This is a genomic window from Methylomicrobium sp. Wu6 (assembly GCF_035916875.1).
Lineage (GTDB): Bacteria > Pseudomonadota > Gammaproteobacteria > Methylococcales > Methylomonadaceae > Methylomicrobium.
The window spans coordinates 79,794-95,401 of sequence record NZ_JAXUHN010000086.1 but is presented as its reverse complement, the minus strand read 5'-3'; the positions used below and the strand labels follow the sequence as shown (position 1 = coordinate 95,401).

31 protein-coding genes and 1 pseudogene are annotated in these 15,608 nt (G+C 47.8%); 29 read left to right on the top strand and 3 right to left on the bottom strand.

All coding sequences use genetic code 11. From position 1 onward, the window contains the following. From tuf to rplQ, 29 genes and pseudogenes are all read left to right on the top strand, one after another. Positions 1–207: pseudogene (tuf, locus tag U2W12_RS14505) on the top strand (elongation factor Tu); the annotation flags it as partial. A 6-nt stretch (positions 208–213) separates the two neighbouring features. Beyond that, the gene (rpsJ, locus tag U2W12_RS14500; RefSeq protein ID WP_326501405.1) at positions 214–525 is read left to right on the top strand and encodes a 30S ribosomal protein S10; all 312 of its coding nucleotides are present in this window, start codon (positions 214–216) and stop codon (positions 523–525) included. A 19-nt stretch (positions 526–544) separates the two neighbouring features. Continuing rightward, positions 545–1,195 carry a 50S ribosomal protein L3 gene (gene rplC / locus U2W12_RS14495; RefSeq protein WP_326501404.1) on the top strand — a complete coding sequence of 217 codons (651 nt, stop codon included), beginning with the start codon at positions 545–547 and terminating at the stop codon, positions 1,193–1,195. 3 nt (positions 1,196–1,198) lie between these two features. Then, the gene (rplD, locus tag U2W12_RS14490) at positions 1,199–1,819 is read left to right on the top strand and encodes a 50S ribosomal protein L4 (RefSeq protein ID WP_326501403.1); all 621 of its coding nucleotides are present in this window, start codon (positions 1,199–1,201) and stop codon (positions 1,817–1,819) included. Beyond that, the gene (rplW, locus tag U2W12_RS14485; RefSeq protein WP_326501402.1) at positions 1,816–2,115 is read left to right on the top strand and encodes a 50S ribosomal protein L23; all 300 of its coding nucleotides are present in this window, start codon (positions 1,816–1,818) and stop codon (positions 2,113–2,115) included. Before rplD ends, rplW begins: the two co-directional genes overlap by 4 nt. 40 nt (positions 2,116–2,155) lie before the next feature. Continuing rightward, complete coding sequence (rplB, locus tag U2W12_RS14480) at positions 2,156–2,983, top strand: 50S ribosomal protein L2 (RefSeq protein WP_326501401.1); 828 nt, start codon at positions 2,156–2,158, stop codon at positions 2,981–2,983. Positions 2,984–2,995: 12 nt separating this feature from the next. Next, a complete protein-coding gene (rpsS, locus tag U2W12_RS14475) occupies positions 2,996–3,268 on the top strand; it encodes a 30S ribosomal protein S19 (protein WP_326501400.1) in 273 nt (90 codons plus the stop codon). Between the two features lie 7 nt (positions 3,269–3,275). Continuing rightward, entirely contained in the window at positions 3,276–3,611 is a 336-nt protein-coding gene (rplV, locus tag U2W12_RS14470; protein ID WP_326501399.1) for a 50S ribosomal protein L22, read from the top strand. 9 nt (positions 3,612–3,620) lie between these two features. Continuing rightward, positions 3,621–4,292 carry a 30S ribosomal protein S3 gene (rpsC, locus tag U2W12_RS14465; protein ID WP_326501398.1) on the top strand — a complete coding sequence of 224 codons (672 nt, stop codon included), beginning with the start codon at positions 3,621–3,623 and terminating at the stop codon, positions 4,290–4,292. A 16-nt stretch (positions 4,293–4,308) separates the two neighbouring features. Then, positions 4,309–4,722 carry a 50S ribosomal protein L16 gene (rplP, locus tag U2W12_RS14460; RefSeq protein ID WP_326501397.1) on the top strand — a complete coding sequence of 138 codons (414 nt, stop codon included), beginning with the start codon at positions 4,309–4,311 and terminating at the stop codon, positions 4,720–4,722. Next, positions 4,722–4,913: a 50S ribosomal protein L29 gene (gene rpmC, locus U2W12_RS14455; RefSeq protein ID WP_326501396.1), complete on the top strand. Its 192-nt coding sequence runs from the start codon at positions 4,722–4,724 to the stop codon at positions 4,911–4,913. Before rplP ends, rpmC begins: the two co-directional genes overlap by 1 nt. 2 nt (positions 4,914–4,915) lie before the next feature. Next, the gene (gene rpsQ, locus U2W12_RS14450) at positions 4,916–5,179 is read left to right on the top strand and encodes a 30S ribosomal protein S17 (protein WP_326501395.1); all 264 of its coding nucleotides are present in this window, start codon (positions 4,916–4,918) and stop codon (positions 5,177–5,179) included. Between the two features lie 39 nt (positions 5,180–5,218). Next, complete coding sequence (gene rplN, locus U2W12_RS14445) at positions 5,219–5,587, top strand: 50S ribosomal protein L14 (protein WP_024298647.1); 369 nt, start codon at positions 5,219–5,221, stop codon at positions 5,585–5,587. A 14-nt stretch (positions 5,588–5,601) separates the two neighbouring features. Further along, complete coding sequence (gene rplX, locus U2W12_RS14440) at positions 5,602–5,919, top strand: 50S ribosomal protein L24 (RefSeq protein WP_326501394.1); 318 nt, start codon at positions 5,602–5,604, stop codon at positions 5,917–5,919. Between the two features lie 11 nt (positions 5,920–5,930). After that, positions 5,931–6,470, top strand: coding sequence for a 50S ribosomal protein L5 (gene rplE, locus U2W12_RS14435; protein ID WP_326501393.1), 540 nt, complete (start codon positions 5,931–5,933; stop codon positions 6,468–6,470). Between the two features lie 12 nt (positions 6,471–6,482). After that, the gene (rpsN, locus tag U2W12_RS14430; RefSeq protein ID WP_326501392.1) at positions 6,483–6,788 is read left to right on the top strand and encodes a 30S ribosomal protein S14; all 306 of its coding nucleotides are present in this window, start codon (positions 6,483–6,485) and stop codon (positions 6,786–6,788) included. Positions 6,789–6,818: 30 nt separating this feature from the next. Further along, on the top strand, positions 6,819–7,214 hold the full coding sequence (gene rpsH / locus U2W12_RS14425; RefSeq protein WP_326501391.1) for a 30S ribosomal protein S8: 396 nt from the start codon (positions 6,819–6,821) through the stop codon (positions 7,212–7,214). A gap of 12 nt (positions 7,215–7,226) precedes the next feature. Beyond that, positions 7,227–7,760 carry a 50S ribosomal protein L6 gene (rplF, locus tag U2W12_RS14420; RefSeq protein ID WP_326501390.1) on the top strand — a complete coding sequence of 178 codons (534 nt, stop codon included), beginning with the start codon at positions 7,227–7,229 and terminating at the stop codon, positions 7,758–7,760. Between the two features lie 9 nt (positions 7,761–7,769). After that, positions 7,770–8,123 (top strand): 50S ribosomal protein L18, encoded by a 354-nt coding sequence (gene rplR / locus U2W12_RS14415; RefSeq protein ID WP_326501389.1) that lies wholly within the window; start codon positions 7,770–7,772, stop codon positions 8,121–8,123. A gap of 9 nt (positions 8,124–8,132) precedes the next feature. Then, the gene (rpsE, locus tag U2W12_RS14410; RefSeq protein WP_326501388.1) at positions 8,133–8,642 is read left to right on the top strand and encodes a 30S ribosomal protein S5; all 510 of its coding nucleotides are present in this window, start codon (positions 8,133–8,135) and stop codon (positions 8,640–8,642) included. 2 nt (positions 8,643–8,644) lie between these two features. After that, positions 8,645–8,830, top strand: a complete 186-nt coding sequence (gene rpmD, locus U2W12_RS14405) for a 50S ribosomal protein L30 (protein ID WP_326501387.1) — start codon at positions 8,645–8,647, stop codon at positions 8,828–8,830. Further along, positions 8,830–9,264, top strand: coding sequence for a 50S ribosomal protein L15 (gene rplO, locus U2W12_RS14400; protein WP_326501386.1), 435 nt, complete (start codon positions 8,830–8,832; stop codon positions 9,262–9,264). Before rpmD ends, rplO begins: the two co-directional genes overlap by 1 nt. Positions 9,265–9,270: 6 nt before the next feature. Beyond that, positions 9,271–10,587, top strand: coding sequence for a preprotein translocase subunit SecY (gene secY / locus U2W12_RS14395; RefSeq protein ID WP_326501385.1), 1,317 nt, complete (start codon positions 9,271–9,273; stop codon positions 10,585–10,587). Between the two features lie 32 nt (positions 10,588–10,619). Next, on the top strand, positions 10,620–10,733 hold the full coding sequence (gene rpmJ / locus U2W12_RS14390) for a 50S ribosomal protein L36 (RefSeq protein WP_326501384.1): 114 nt from the start codon (positions 10,620–10,622) through the stop codon (positions 10,731–10,733). 77 nt (positions 10,734–10,810) lie between these two features. Continuing rightward, positions 10,811–11,167, top strand: coding sequence for a 30S ribosomal protein S13 (rpsM, locus tag U2W12_RS14385; RefSeq protein WP_326501383.1), 357 nt, complete (start codon positions 10,811–10,813; stop codon positions 11,165–11,167). Positions 11,168–11,187: 20 nt separating this feature from the next. Next, positions 11,188–11,574, top strand: coding sequence for a 30S ribosomal protein S11 (rpsK, locus tag U2W12_RS14380; RefSeq protein WP_326501382.1), 387 nt, complete (start codon positions 11,188–11,190; stop codon positions 11,572–11,574). 18 nt (positions 11,575–11,592) lie between these two features. Then, complete coding sequence (gene rpsD / locus U2W12_RS14375) at positions 11,593–12,213, top strand: 30S ribosomal protein S4 (RefSeq protein WP_326501381.1); 621 nt, start codon at positions 11,593–11,595, stop codon at positions 12,211–12,213. Positions 12,214–12,234: 21 nt separating this feature from the next. After that, complete coding sequence (rpoA, locus tag U2W12_RS14370) at positions 12,235–13,245, top strand: DNA-directed RNA polymerase subunit alpha (RefSeq protein ID WP_326501380.1); 1,011 nt, start codon at positions 12,235–12,237, stop codon at positions 13,243–13,245. 25 nt (positions 13,246–13,270) lie between these two features. After that, a complete protein-coding gene (rplQ, locus tag U2W12_RS14365; protein WP_326501379.1) occupies positions 13,271–13,633 on the top strand; it encodes a 50S ribosomal protein L17 in 363 nt (120 codons plus the stop codon). Between the two features lie 101 nt (positions 13,634–13,734). Here the strand turns inward: rplQ and fdxA are convergent, their stop codons facing one another. From fdxA to U2W12_RS14350, 3 genes are all read right to left on the bottom strand, one after another. Next, positions 13,735–14,058: a ferredoxin FdxA gene (fdxA, locus tag U2W12_RS14360; protein ID WP_326501378.1), complete on the bottom strand. Its 324-nt coding sequence runs from the start codon at positions 14,056–14,058 to the stop codon at positions 13,735–13,737. A 143-nt stretch (positions 14,059–14,201) separates the two neighbouring features. After that, positions 14,202–14,816 carry a tetratricopeptide repeat protein gene (locus U2W12_RS14355; RefSeq protein WP_326501377.1) on the bottom strand — a complete coding sequence of 205 codons (615 nt, stop codon included), beginning with the start codon at positions 14,814–14,816 and terminating at the stop codon, positions 14,202–14,204. A gap of 236 nt (positions 14,817–15,052) precedes the next feature. After that, the gene (locus U2W12_RS14350; protein WP_326501376.1) at positions 15,053–15,547 is read right to left on the bottom strand and encodes a CYTH domain-containing protein; all 495 of its coding nucleotides are present in this window, start codon (positions 15,545–15,547) and stop codon (positions 15,053–15,055) included. Positions 15,548–15,608 lie beyond the last annotated feature (61 nt).

Below are 15,608 nucleotides of genomic sequence, written 5' to 3'. Positions count from 1 at the left end.
TACCGTCCACAGTTCTATTTCAGAACAACCGACGTTACCGGCGCGGTGGATTTGCCGGAAGGCGTTGAAATGGTGATGCCGGGCGACAACATCGCCGTCGATATCACATTGATTTCGCCAATCGCGATGGAAGAAGGTTTGCGTTTTGCAATTCGCGAAGGCGGTCGCACGGTCGGTGCGGGCGTTGTGGCTTCTATTATCGAGTAATAAACAATGTCAAATCAAACTATCAGAATCCGGTTGAAATCATTTGATCACAAATTAATCGATCAATCGGCTGGTGAAATCGTAGAAACCGCAAGACGAACCGGCGCGCAAGTTAAAGGTCCGATTCCATTGCCTACAAAAAAAGAACGGTTCACGATTCTGATCTCTCCGCATGCGAACAAGGATGCCAGAGATCAATATGAGTTAAGAACTTATAAAAGATTGCTGGACATTGTTGAGCCCACAGACAAGACAGTCGATGCACTGATGAAGCTCGATCTTGCGGCGGGCGTAGATGTCCAAATTAAGTTGAATTAAAAGATAGAGGAATTGGCAGATGTCAATAGGTCTTATAGGTCGTAAATGTGGTATGACCAGGGTTTTTTGTGAAGATGGCTCGTCTGTGCCGGTAACTGTACTGCAGATCGACTCCAATCGGGTCACTCAGGTTAAAGGTATTGAAAACGATGGATATCGCTCTATTCAGGTAACTGCGGGCGACGTGAAATCATCACGAGTCAATAAAGCAATGGCCGGTCATTTTGCGGCGGCCAATGTGACAGCAGGTCGTGGTCTTTGGGAATTTAGGCTCGAAGATGGCGAAGACGATGGCTTGTCTGTCGGTTCCGAACTTCCTTTGGATACTTTCTCCGCTGGTCAGATCGTGGATGTTCAGGCGAGCAGCAAAGGTAAAGGTTTTGCCGGCGTGATCAAGCGCCACAACTTCCATATGCAGGATGCGACTCACGGCAATTCGGTATCGCACCGTGTACACGGTTCGGTCGGTATGAACCAAACTCCGGGACGCGTATTTAAAGGTAAGAAAATGGCGGGTCACTTGGGCGCGGTCAAAACCACCGTGCAAAATCTGACCATTCACGCGGTCGATGCCGAAAAGCGTTTGATTCTGGTTAAAGGCGCTGTGCCAGGCGCGAAAGGCGGTGATGTTGTGATCAAGCCCGCCTCGAAAATGAAAAATAAAGGTTAAGTTATGGGTTTGCAAGTACCTGCATTGAATAATCAAGACGCGGCCGGCAAGGTCGAGGTCAATGAGGCGGTTTTTGGTCGCGATTACAACGAAACGTTGATCCACCAGATCGTTACGCGCTTTATGGCGGGCAGAAGGGCCGGCACCAAGGCGCAAAAAACACGCTCCGAAGTAAGCGGTGGCGGCATGAAGCCGTGGCGGCAAAAAGGCACTGGCCGTGCCCGTTCCGGCTCAACCCGCAGTCCGATTTGGCGGACAGGTGGTGTGGCATTCGCGGCAAAGCCACGCAATTACGAGCAAAAGCTGAACAAGAAAATGTTCCGCGCTGGCATCCGTTCGATTCTGTCTGAACTGCTTAGACAAGACCGACTGGTTGTGGCTAACGATATTTTGCCGACTTCGCCAAAGACGAAGGATTTCGTGGATAAATTGAAAGGCCTGAATGCTCGCCGGATTTTGATCGTCGTCGATACGATCGATCAAAACCTGGCTCTAGCCTCGCGCAATATTCCTTATATCGAAGTGGTTGAAGCGAATAATTTGAATCCGGTGCTGCTGGTGTCGGCAGAAAAAGTGGTTGCCACTTCAGGTGCGCTGAAAAAAATTGAGGAGCACTTAGCATGAGTACGCATCAAAATTATTTATCGACGATCCTTCGCGCGCCGATCATTTCCGAAAAAAGCACGCTGCAAGCAGAAGCTAACAAGATCATTGCGTTCAAAGTATTGAAGCAAGCGACCAAGAAGCAAATCAAGGATGCAGTCGAATTGATGTTCAATGTCGAAGTCGACAACGTCAATGTCCTGAATGTGCAAGGTAAGCAAAAACGCTTCGGTCGCAACTTGGGTAAAAAATCGGATTGGAAAAAGGCGTATGTCAAGCTGAAACCCGGCCATGACATCGATTTTTCCGCGGCTTAATTCACTAGATACAAAGATCAATTAGGAAACGGTAGTTAACATGGCGATTGTAAAGTCAAAACCGACATCACCAGGTTCACGGTTTGTAGTACGGATCAAATCAGACGATCTGCATAAAGGCAAGCCGCATGCACCATTGCTGGATAAAAACAGCAAAACAGGGGGTCGAAATAACCAAGGGCGTATCACAACACGTCATGTCGGCGGTGGTCACAAGCAGCACTACCGTATTATTGATTTTAAGAGAAATAAAACCGACATTCCGGCTGTTGTAGAGCGTCTTGAGTACGATCCGAACCGGACCGCGAATATCGCTCTGGTCTTGTTCAAAGACGGCGAGCGCCGTTACATTATTGCTCCCAAAGGTCTGTCCGTCGGTCAGGAAGTGCTTTCTTCCGAAACCGTGCCGGTTAAGCCAGGAAACTGCATGCCGTTGCGTAACATTCCGATGGGTACGACCATTCACTGCGTCGAACTAAAACCAGGCAAAGGCGCGCAGTTGGCCAGAAGCGCTGGCACTTCGGCGCAATTGGTTGCGCGGGATGGCGCTCATGCGACATTGAGATTGCGTTCCGGTGAAATGCGCAAAGTACTGGCGGATTGCCGCGCTGTGATTGGCGAAGTGTCCAATTCGGAGCATAACCTGGCGTCCTTGGGTAAAGCGGGTGCGACCCGTTGGCGCGGCGTCAGGCCAACCGTTCGCGGTGTGGTTATGAATCCGGTAGATCACCCGCACGGTGGCGGCGAAGGCCGTACCTCCGGGGGTAGACATCCGGTTTCACCATGGGGTATGCCGACCAAGGGCTACAAGACTAGAAAAAACAAGCGGACTGACAATATGATCGTCAGACGCCGTAAGCAAAAATAGTGAGGAATTAGCGTGCCACGTTCAATTAAGAAAGGTCCTTTTGTTGATCACCACCTTATTAAGAAGGTGGAAGATGCGGTAAGCAGCAATAATCGGAAACCAATTAAAACCTGGTCCAGAAGATCGATGATAGTGCCCGATATGTTGGGTTTGACCATTGCGGTTCATAATGGACGCCTTCATGTTCCGGTTCTCGTTTCTGAGAATATGATCGGTCACAAGCTTGGCGAATTTGCCCCAACTCGAACATACAAAGGCCATGTGGCCGACAAGAAATCCAAATAGGTGAGAGATGGAAACCAGTGCAAAATTAAGTAATGCGCCATTATCGGCGCAAAAAGCCCGGCTCGTTGGTGATCAAATTCGCGGACTCCCGGTTGATCAGGCTTTGAACGTATTGAAATTCAGCTCCAAGAAGGGCGCGGCGATCATCAAAAAAGTGCTCGAATCCGCGATCGCCAATGCTGAAAACAATGACAGCGCCGATATTGATGATTTGAGAGTGTCTACCGTTTATGTTAATGAAGGGGCGACCTTGAAAAGATTTAAGGCAAGAGCTAAAGGACGTGCAAACCATATCCTGAAAAGAACCTGCCATATCACAGTTAAAGTCGCAGAGAACGAGTAGGGGTAGACAATGGGTCAAAAAGTACATCCAATAGGCATCCGCCTGGGCATCGTGAAGGATTGGAATTCCAGATGGTTTGCAAATAACCAGGATTATTCGGTCTTTCTGCATCAGGATTTGCAAGTTAGAGACTATATCAAAAAGAAATTGGCGCATGCGTCGGTCAGCCGGATTCAAATCAACCGCCCGGCCAACAATGCGCACATCACGATTCACACCGCACGGCCAGGTATCGTGATCGGTAAGAAAGGTGAAGACATCGAAGTCTTGAAACAGGAAGTTTCAAGAATGATGGGCATTCCGGTGCAATTGAACGTCGAAGAAATCAGAAAGCCTGAACTCGACGCACAACTGGTTGCAGAAGGCGTCGCTCAGCAGCTCGAAAAACGGATCATGTATCGTCGCGCAATGAAACGCGCCGTGACCAACACGATGCGTCTTGGCGCTGAAGGCATCAAGATCAATGTCGGCGGACGTCTGAATGGCGCCGAAATCGCGCGTAGCGAGTGGTACCGCGAAGGCCGCGTGCCTCTGCATACCTTGCGCGCTGATATCGATTATGCGACTGCGGAAGCAAAAACAACTTATGGTGTGATCGGCATCAAGGTCTGGATCTTCAAAGGTGAAGTATTCGACATGGATGCGCATCTTGCCGCGATCAATTCTGAAACCAAGAAATAGTTGAAGGGATAGAGACATGCTTCAACCGAAAAGAACAAAATTTCGTAAACAGCACAAAGGCAGAAACAACGGCGTTGCTGTACGTGGTTCATCCGTCAGCTTCGGCGACTTCGGCTTAAAATCGGTGACCCGCGGCCGTTTGACCGCACGGCAAATCGAAGCCGGCCGTCGAGCGATCACCCGGCACGTTAAGCGGGGCGGAAAAATCTGGATCCGAATCTTCCCGGATAAACCGATTACGAAAAAACCTTTAGAAGTTCGTATGGGAAAAGGTAAAGGTAGTGTAGAATACTGGGTTGCTCAAATCAGACCTGGAACGATGCTCTATGAAATTCAGGGTGTGAGTGAAGAGCTGGCACGGGAAGCATTTACCCTGGCGGCGGCAAAGCTTCCATTGAAAACACTGTTTACCGCGCGGACAATAATGTAATGAAAGCAACAGAATTACGCCATAAAACCAAAGACGAACTGAATTCGTTATTGCTCGATTTGGCGCGCGAGCGTTTTAATTTGAGAATGCAAACAAGCACCGGTCAATTGGCCAAGCCGTCCGAGGTGAAAAGAGTTCGCCGTGAGATGGCCAGGATTCAGACCGTATTGAACGAAAAAGCAGGCGCATAAGCATGAGCGAAAATCAAACCAAAGTTCGGACGATTACCGGACGTGTTGTCAGCAACAAGATGGATAAAACCATTACCGTTCTGGTTGAGCGGGTTGTGAAGCACCCGGTTTACGGCAAATATATCAAAAAATCTACCAAGATGATGGCGCATGATGAAAACAACGTTTGCCAGGAAGGCGATGTCGTATCGATTGCTTCATGCCGGCCAATGTCAAGACATAAAACTTTCAAACTGGTGGAAGTGTTAGAAAGTGCTAACAAATAAATAGCACAAACCTTATTTGAAGAAAACTGGGAATTTATCATGATTCAGATGCAAACTAACCTTGACGTAGCCGACAACAGCGGCGCAAAAAAGGTCATGTGTATCAAAGTACTCGGCGGTTCGCACCGACGCTATGCGAATATTGGCGATATTATCAAAGTCAGTATCAAAGATGCGATTCCGCGCGGAAGAGTAAAAAAAGGCGAGGTTTATAACGCTCTGGTCGTCAGAACCTGTAAAGGCGTGCGTAGACCCGATGGCTCCGTCATTCGCTTTGACGACAATGCCGCCGTCATTCTAAATAATAACTTGCAGCCATTGGGAACCCGTATCTTCGGGCCTGTTACCCGTGAACTCCGAGGTGAGAAATTTATGAAGATTATCTCACTGGCTCCTGAAGTACTATAAGGTAGGGTTTGACGATGCAAAAAATTAGAAAAGGCGATGACGTTATCGTTCGCACCGGTAAAGACAAAGGTAAGAGCGGCCGCGTAACCAAGGTTCTGAAAGATGATAAAGTCCTGGTTGAAGGTATCAACCAAGTCAAAAAGAGTCAAAAGCCAAATCCGAATGCGGGCGTAACGGGCGGTATTGTCACGAAAGACATGCCTATCCATATTTCCAATATCGGACTTTATAACCCCGCGACCAAAAAAGCGGATCGCGTAGGCATCAAGTTCCTGGACGACGGTAAAAAAGTCAGATATTTCAAGTCCACGAACGAAGTTATTGATGCGTAAGGTGACATATCATGGCTAGACTACAAACAGAATACAAAGAAAGAATTTTACCTGCGCTGGTGCAGCAATTCGGCTACAAATCGATCATGCAGGCACCACGTATTACTAAAATCACCTTGAACATGGGTGTCGGCGAAGCGATTGCAGACAAGAAAATCCTGCAGGCTGCGGTTGCCGATATGGAAAAGATTTCCGGTCAAAAACCGGTCATTACGTTGGCTAGAAAATCGATTGCGGGTTTCAAAATTCGTGACGATGTGCCGATCGGCTGCAAGGTCACTTTGCGTAGCGACAGAATGTATGAATTTCTGGATCGTTTGATCAATATCGCCATTCCGCGTATCCGCGACTTTAGAGGCTTGAACTCGAAAAGCTTCGATGGCCGCGGTAACTATTCGATGGGTGTGAAGGAACAAATCATCTTCCCTGAAATAGATTACGACAAGATCGATATGCTGCGTGGTATGGACATTACCATCACGACCACCGCCAAGACCAATGAAGAAGGCCTGGCGCTGCTCAAGCAGTTCAATTTTCCATTTAAGAATTAAGGCGATATTGGTATGGCGAAGAAGTCAATGATAGCGCGGGAAGACAAGCGTAAAAAACTGGCGCAAAAATACAGCGCAAAACGCAAGTCTTTGAAAGAAGCGATCAGAAATCCAAATTCTACGTTCGAAGAAAAAGAAGCAGCAGCACTGCAACTGCAAAAACTGCCGAGAGACTCCAGTGTCTCTAGGGTGCGTAACCGTTGTAATTTGACGGGCCGCCCGCATGGTTACTACCGTAAGTTTGGTCTCAGCCGCAATAAGTTGAGAGAGGCCACGATGCGCGGCGATGTGCCAGGCCTAGTTAAGGCTAGCTGGTAATATTGCTGGATCATGTTTGGAGATTGAAAAATGAGTATGACAGACCCTATTGCAGATATGCTGACCCGGATCAGAAACGGTCAAGCTGCTGGCAAAAAAATAGTTAAACAACCCTCTTCAAAACTGAAAGTCGCGATAGCGAAAGTGTTGAAGGAAGAAGGATACATTACCGATTACAGCACTGAAACAGTCGGTAACCATACCGATATGACGATCGTGTTGAAATACTACAGGGGCGCGCCTGTAATCGAGAATATCAAAAGAGTAAGCAGACCCGGTTTGCGCATCTACAAGTCTAAAGATGAGCTGCCGAAAGTTCTTGGCGGATTGGGTATTGCTATTGTATCAACATCCAATGGTGTAATGACCGATCGAGCTGCTCGTGCAATTGGACATGGCGGTGAAGTTCTTTGTACCGTTTGTTAATGTAGGCCTGATATGTCAAGAATTGCAAAAGCCCCAGTGACGATTCCACAAGGCGTGGACGTCAAACTCGATGGAAACAACCTGACCGTGAAGGGAGGCAAGGGTCAGTTGTCCTATGAATTTAATTCAGCAATCGGTGTGAATGTTGTCGATAAAACCATCCAAATGGAGTGGAATAGAGACGATAAGGTTGCGACTGCACAAGCCGGAACTGCCCGCGCTTTGATCAGTAATATGGTTGTCGGTGTATCCGCCGGCTATGAAAAGAAGCTGGCACTGGTTGGTGTAGGTTACAGAGCCCAAGCCAAAGGTAACATTTTAAACCTAGCATTGGGTTATTCGCATCCTATCGACTTTGAAGTGCCTAACGGCATCACGGTTGAAACGCCAACACAGACTGATATTTTGGTTAAGGGAAACGACAAGCAGTTGGTCGGTGAAGTTGCGGCAAAAATCAGAGGCTATCGTCCACCCGAGCCATACAAAGGCAAGGGCGTACGTTACGCGAATGAAAATGTCGCCAGAAAAGAAGCTAAGAAGAAGTAAGGTAGCGTGATGGAAAAGAAGAATAGTCGTATTAAGCGCGCGTTGAAACTGCGCAGCAAAATCAAAAGATTGGGCGTAACCCGCCTGTCGATTCATAAAACATCACAGCATATCTACGCCCAGATCATCAGTGGTGACGGCAATCAGACCTTGGCTAGCGCCTCGACCAATCAGGCAGCGATCAAGACAGTGGTCGGCAATACCAGCAATGTGAAAGCCGCGGCTGAAGTCGGCAAGGCGATTGCTGAGCGTGCGCTTGCGGCTGGTATCGCTGAGGTCGCGTTCGATCGTTCTGGTTTTAAGTATCATGGCCGTGTCAAGGCGCTTGCTGATGCAGCGCGTGAAGCTGGTTTGAAATTTTAGGGGAAAACAATGGCAGCAGCACCTACACAAGGCAGCACAGACGGCCTGCAGGAAAAACTGGTTTCAGTTAGACGCGTTGCAAAAGTCGTTAAAGGCGGACGAGTTTTCGGTTTTACCGCATTGACCGTGGTCGGCGATGGCGAAGGCCGCGTCGGATATGGCGTCAGCAAGGCGCGTGAAGTACCGATCGCAATTCAAAAATCACTGGAACAAGCGCGTAAAAACATGCGAAAAGTTCCATTGAAAGGCGACACCTTGCAATATCCGATCATGAATACGACCGGCGCCGCGAAGGTTTATATGCAACCGGCTTCCGAAGGTACCGGCATTATCGCCGGTGGCGCGATGCGCGCGGTATTCGAAGTGGTGGGCGTTCATAATGTATTGGCCAAGTGCATCGGCACCAGCAATCCTATCAACGTGGTTAGAGCAACAATCAATGGTCTGACCTCGATGCATAACCCGAATCACATTGCCGCGAAGCGTGGCTTGTCGATTGAGCAGATTTTAGGACAATGATGATGGCCAGCAATAAACTCAGCGTCACTATGACCAAGAGCAAACACGGTCGTTTGCCAAAACACCAGGCGTGTCTAAAAGGATTGGGGTTAAGCAGGATCAACCAAACGGTTGAAGTGCTGAATACTCCCGAAAACAAAGGCATGATCAATAAAATCGCTTATATGTTGAAAGTCGAGGAGCGGTAATGTTTTTGAATACGATTCAAGCGAGCGTAGGAGCGCGCAAGAAAGCCAAACGCGTTGGTCGCGGTATCGGCAGCACCTTGGGTAAGACCTGCGGACGCGGGCATAAAGGACAAAAAGCTAGAAGCGGCGGTTTTCATAAAGTCGGTTTCGAAGGCGGTCAGATGCCTTTGCAGCGCCGGTTGCCGAAAATCGGCTTTAAGTCACATAAAGCGATGTTTACTGCTGAAGTTCGCCTCAACGAACTTAACGCCTTACAAGCTGATGTAATCGATGTGCAAACCTTAATCGACGGCAACATCGTCCCTGTTTTCACCAAAACCGTCAAGGTAATCAAATCTGGCGAAATTTCCAGGTCGATCACCCTTAAAGGGCTGAAGGTGACAGGCGGAGCGTTGGCTTCGATTCAAGCGGCTGGCGGCAAAGTAGAGGAATAATCTCGTATGTCAAGAGACGAATCAGCCAATAAACCCGCCGGCTTGTCCGAGCTGAAATCACGACTTTTGTTCGTTCTGGGTGCTTTTTTCGTGTATCGGGTCGGCTCGCACATTCCAGTGCCGGGGATTGACCCAAAAGCACTGCAAATCATGTTCGAACAGCAAAGCGGATCGATCCTGGATATGTTCAACATGTTCTCGGGCGGCGCGTTGATGCGGTTAAGCTTGTTTGCTCTTGGCATCATGCCTTATATCTCTGCTTCGATTATCATGCAGATGATGACGATCATCATTCCTGCCGTCGAGCAGATGAAGAAAGAAGGCGAAACCGGCAGGCGGAAGATTTCGCAATATACCCGCTACGGAACGGTTGCATTGGCGTCCTTTCAGGCGATCGGAATTTCGATCGCATTGCAGAATCAGACCGCCGGCGGACTTTCTGTCGTGATCAGTCCAGGTGCCGGTTTTATCGCGATCACCACGATTACGCTGGTCACCGGCACCATTTTTTTGATGTGGCTCGGGGAACAGGTCACTGAACGTGGTATCGGTAACGGCATCTCGATGATTATTTTTGCGGGTATCGTTTCCGGTTTGCCAAAAGCGGTAGGCGGAACCCTTGAGCTGGCCAGGACCGGCGAAATGAATGGTGGATTCATTATTCTGCTGTTCTTGATTACGCTTGCGGTGACCGCGATCGTGGTTTTCGTCGAAAGAGGGCAGCGCCGAATCCTGATAAACTATCCGAAAAGACAGCAAGGACGCAAGATGTATGCTGGGCAAAACAGCTTTTTGCCTTTGAAGCTGAACATGGCTGGTGTTATTCCTCCCATTTTCGCATCAAGCATCATTTTGTTTCCGGCCACCGTTGCAAACTGGTTCGGCAATAGTGAAGGATTAACCTGGTTGCGTGATGTCGCGACAATGTTGTCGCCGGGCCAGCCTGTATATGTGATGTTTTACGCGGCCGCGATTATCTTCTTTTGTTTTTTCTATACCGCATTGGTATTCAATTCAAAAGAAACCGCCGAAAATCTGAAGAAATCAGGCGCCTTTCTGCCCGGCATTCGGCCGGGCATTCAAACGAGCGCCTACATAGACAAGGTAATGACACGGCTGACGTTGATCGGAGCTTTCTATATTACCTTGGTATGTTTGCTGCCTGAGTTTTTGATTCTTTATTGGAACGTGCCTTTTTATTTTGGCGGTACATCACTCCTGATTATCGTGGTCGTTGTTATGGATTTCATCTCACAAATGCAAACCCATATCATGTCTCATCAGTACGAAGGTCTGATGAAGAAAGCCAATTTGAAAAAATAAACCCAAATTAAGATTCCAATAGGAGCAACCCAATGAAAGTCCGAGCTTCGGTAAAAGCAATTTGCAGAAAATGCAAAATCGTAAAAAGAAATGGCGTCGTTAGAGTGATTTGTGTAGATGGCACTCACAAACAACGGCAAGGTTAATTATTATTTGTGCCGTTAGTTAACGAATGTTATAATTCGGCGCTTAACTCAAGAACAGAACTCAGGGGAATATCTACATGGCGCGTATTGCCGGGATAAATATACCAGATCATAAGCATGCGGAAATTTCATTGACCGCAATCTATGGAATTGGCCGTCAGACTGCAAGAAATATTTGTGGGGAAGCGGGCATTTTACCTTCCATCAAAATAAAGGAATTGACCGAGGAGCAACTTGATACGCTTCGTAACATCATTTCCAAGATGACCGTAGAAGGTGATTTGCGTCGTGAAGTGTCTATGAATATCAAGCGCTTGATGGATCTAGGTTGCTATCGCGGGATACGGCATCGTCGTGGTTTGCCACTCAGAGGACAAAGAACGAGAACGAATGCACGTACTCGTAAAGGTCCACGCAAACCCATCAAGAAATAATTCCCGGCAGAGGTTAAACAATGGCTAGTCCCGCTCGAACCAGAAAACGTATCAAGAAAGAAGTCGCTGACGGCATCGCGCACGTTCACGCTTCTTTTAACAATACCATTATTACGATTACAGACAGAAAAGGCAATACGCTGTCCTGGGCTACTTCCGGTGGTTCAGGTTTTCGCGGTTCACGTAAAAGTACTCCATTTGCGGCGCAGGTTGCCGCTGAGAAGGCGGGTACAGTTGCGCAGGAATACGGCATGAAGAACCTGGATGTGCTGATAAAAGGCCCTGGTCCCGGTCGTGAATCCGCCGTTCGATCCTTGAACAACCTGGGTTTCAAAATTACTAATATTATCGACGTCACTCCGATTCCCCATAACGGTTGCCGTCCACCCAAAAAACGCCGCGTATAGTCTCTGGAGTTGTAAACAATGGCAAGATATCTCGGACCTACCTGCAAATTAAGCCGCAGAGAAGGCACTGACCTGTTTTTAAAAAGCCGGGGAAAATCCCTGGAAGGCAAATGCAAGCTGGATCAAAGGCCCGGCCAGCATGGTACTAAGCGTACACGGACTTCAGATTATGCGATGCAGCTTCGCGCAAAGCAAAGACTGCGCAGAGTCTATGGTGTTCTTGAAAGACAATTCAGCAATTACTATAAAATCGCGGATCTGAAAAAAGGCGCAACCGGTGAAAACCTGTTGAATCTGCTTGAGTCACGCCTGGACAATGTCGTTTATCGAATGGGTTTTGCATCCACTCGTGCGGAAGCGCGTCAATTGGTTAGCCATAAAGCGTTCCTGGTCAACGGTGCCACGATCAACGTGCCTTCGTACCAGCTTTCGCCCGGCGATGTCGTTTCTGTAAAGGAGAAAGCCAAAAAGCAACAGCGTATTATCGATGCATTGGCGGTCACCGAACAGTACGGATTTCCTTCGTGGGTTGAGGTTAACTCCAAAACAATGACCGGTACTTTTACCTCGTTACCGGACCGCGCCGATTTGGGCAGCGATATCAACGAACAGTTGGTTGTTGAGTTATACTCAAAATAATTACCATTCCGAGGGAATTAAATGCAGAATTCAATTTCTGGTTTGTTGAAGCCTCGTATTGTTGAGGTTGTTAGTAAATCGAAGAATCATTCAAAGATCGTCATTGAGCCGCTTGAACGCGGCTTTGGTCATTCGATTGGCAATGCCTTGCGTCGTGTTTTGCTTTCTACGATACCAGGATGTGCGGTAACCGATGTCGAGATCGACGGCGTACTGCACGAATACACTACCATCGAAGGCGTTCAGGAGGATGTCATTGACATACTGCTGAATTTAAAACAATTGGCTGTAATCCTGCATTCGCGAGATGAAGCGGTCTTGAATTTATCCAAAACCGGCGCGGGTCCCGTAACGGCTGCTGATATTTCATTGCCGCATGACGCTGAGATTGTCAATCCTGATTTGGTCATTGCTAATCTGACGCAGTCCGGCGCGTTGAATATGAAGATACGTGTTCGTCGCGGAAGAGGCTATGAGGCCGTCGGCGTGCGCCGAGCGCGCAGTGACAGCGCTTCAGCCGTGGGCGCGTTGCATGTGGATGCTTCTTATAGCCCGATTATTCGCGTGGCTTATAACGTCGAGAGCACGCGTGTTGAACAGCGCACCGACCTGGATAAGCTGATCATCGAACTGGAAACCAATGGTACGGTTGATCCTGAGCAGACGATCAAGTTGGCGGCAACGATCATGCATGATCAGTTGTCTGTTTTTGTCGATTTCGAAAAGGTCGCAGAGCCTGAGGCAGCTGAAGTCAAGGAGCCGGAAGTGCCTTGGGATCCGATCTTGTTGCGTCCGGTTGACGATCTTGAATTGACCGTGCGTTCGGCGAATTGTTTAAAAGCCGAAAATATATTTTATATTGGTGATTTGATTCAGCGCACCGAAGTCGAATTATTAAAAACACCAAATTTAGGTAAAAAATCTTTGACCGAGATCAAAGACATTTTGGCGCTAAAAGGGCTGTCGCTTGGTATGCGCCTGGAAAATTGGCCGCCGGATAGTCTGGCAGAGCACAGTCATTCAAGCAATTAACATCACATAGCTAGGTCCCAAAGTAATGCGACACAGAAAATCCGGAAAAAAATTCAGCATCACCAGTAGCCATCGAAAGGCGCTGTTCAGCAGCATGGCATGCTCACTGTTCAATCATGAACTGATCAAGACAACCTTGCCGAAAGCGAAGGAATTGAGAAGGTATGCTGAGCCTTTGATTACCCTATCCAAAGAAGACAGCGTGGCGAAACGGCGTGTAGCTTTTGCTAAATTGCGCGATCGTGATGTGGTGACCAAGCTGTTCAATGAACTCGGTCCACGCTATCAAGGAAGACCGGGCGGTTATTTGCGCATCATGAAATGTGGATTCAGATCCGGAGACGATGCGCCGATGGCTTACGTTGAACTGGTTGATCGGCCGCAATAAGTCCTGTCAAAAGGACAAATAAAAAAGCCGGGTCAATCCCGGCTTTTTTGTGTTTGTGAAATTCGAACCGCTGCTGATTCGAATTTCTGGCGATAAATGAATTATTTTTCCAGATATTGTATTTTGTTCGCCTTGCCGTTCCAGTCATCGGCTTCCGGCAGCGCGCCTTTGACCTCGGTGATGGTTGGCCATTTCTTGGACAGTTCGGCGTTCAGTGCAATAAATTGCTGTTGATCATCAGGCACTTCATCTTCCGCAAAAATCGCATTCGCCGGGCATTCTGGCTCGCATAAAGTGCAGTCAATGCATTCATCGGGATCAATCACCAAAAAATTGGGACCTTCGTGAAAACAATCGACCGGGCAAACATCCACGCAGTCGGTAAATTTACATTTGATACAGTTCTCTGTGACTACAAAAGCCATAATAATTTCCGGGAAAGTTGTCGAGTTATGGTCGTGAAAGGATCGGTATGATACCAGAAACCGGGTTCTGATAGAATACCCAATCGGTTCTGCGCGGTTATGAATCAAACAGATGCATTCGATGAGCGGGTCACCGATTGAGCTTAATGGACTTGTACGGTATGGTTGAACGATGCGAACACATTGTCGTCTGAATCGGATGTGGTCTGTTTGATTTTCTTTAGCGCTTTTTGCGCTTCCGCCTTCAATTGATCGTCGGCAAAGGTTTGCTCGGGACGTGTCGGCGCATTCGCAGCGTATTCAAAATATTTTTTCGCTTCTTCGGTGCGGTCAAGGGATAGCAGAAAATTGCCGTAGTAGTAATTGCTGTCTATGCCTTTTGGATTGATTTTAAGCGCGGTTTCGAGTAAGGCTTTAGCTTTGTCCTCATCGCCGAAAGCGACCGGCCATTTCGGCACCATATAATAAAGCGTGCCCAAAGTTACATAGGCTGAACCATCCATCGCTTGAGGATTGATGTTGATTGCTTTATGCAGCAGATCTTTTGCTTCATTGACCAGAGATAGCGCCGACATCGCGTCTTGGTGATCGGCATAGGTAGCCTTGATAACCGCTTCCCATACGATTGGCTCTGCGGCATTCGGATGTTCCTTCTCGAGTACCGTCGTTTTGTTCAATAGCTTTTGATATGCTTCGCCCTGCTGTGCTTTGGGGGTTTTATAATAAATGGCCGCCCATTCGCTTTCAATGGATTGCAATGCGTCGCCTAGTGTGTCCGCAACACATTGGTTGGAAAGTAGCAGTAATGCAACAAAAGTAGTTTTTTTCATACAGCGAACTATAGAGCAAACTTCGCTGCAATTCAATAAGTTTCTGATAAATTTTTCTAAGCGCTCGGCAATGTCCTGTTCGTCTAATGTAACAAAGCTTTAATGTACAACTAAACAATGACATAGTGTTTTTTCCTCAATGGAGGAAAGCCGTTTGCAAGCCATTATTCTGCGATTGGCCGGTTAGCGTCGCACCATTCGGAATATGGATGCCGTGCCAGATTGTTGTTGTAATAACGCAAATCATCGGTAACTTCCGGTCCAAGCCAGGCAGGCTTCACAAAAGGCTGGCCGATTGCGGCGAGTTCTATTTCAGCCACGACTAGGCCCCGGTTGGCGCCATCGAATTCGTCTATCTCCCAGAGATCATCGCCATGCTGCACATAATGCCGGGTCTTTTCGATCAGGGGTTTTTTGCATAATTCGGACAGAATTTCCTGTGCATCGGCGACCGGTATTTCATATTCATATTCGAGCCTGTGTGTGCCGATCGTTGCGCTTTTGATGTTCAGCCATGCTTGTTGTTCGCAAATTCTGACACGAATCGAGCTGGTCGGCTGCGAACTCAGATAGCCTTGCCTGAATATTTCGGAGTGCTGAATCTCTCGCCGCCAATTCTCATTCGCGAGTAAAAATTTATGCTCGATTTCTATTGCCATGTGATATTCCTTTGATCAAAATCGTGTGGATTCAACTATGCGCGTATTGTAAAACAACGGC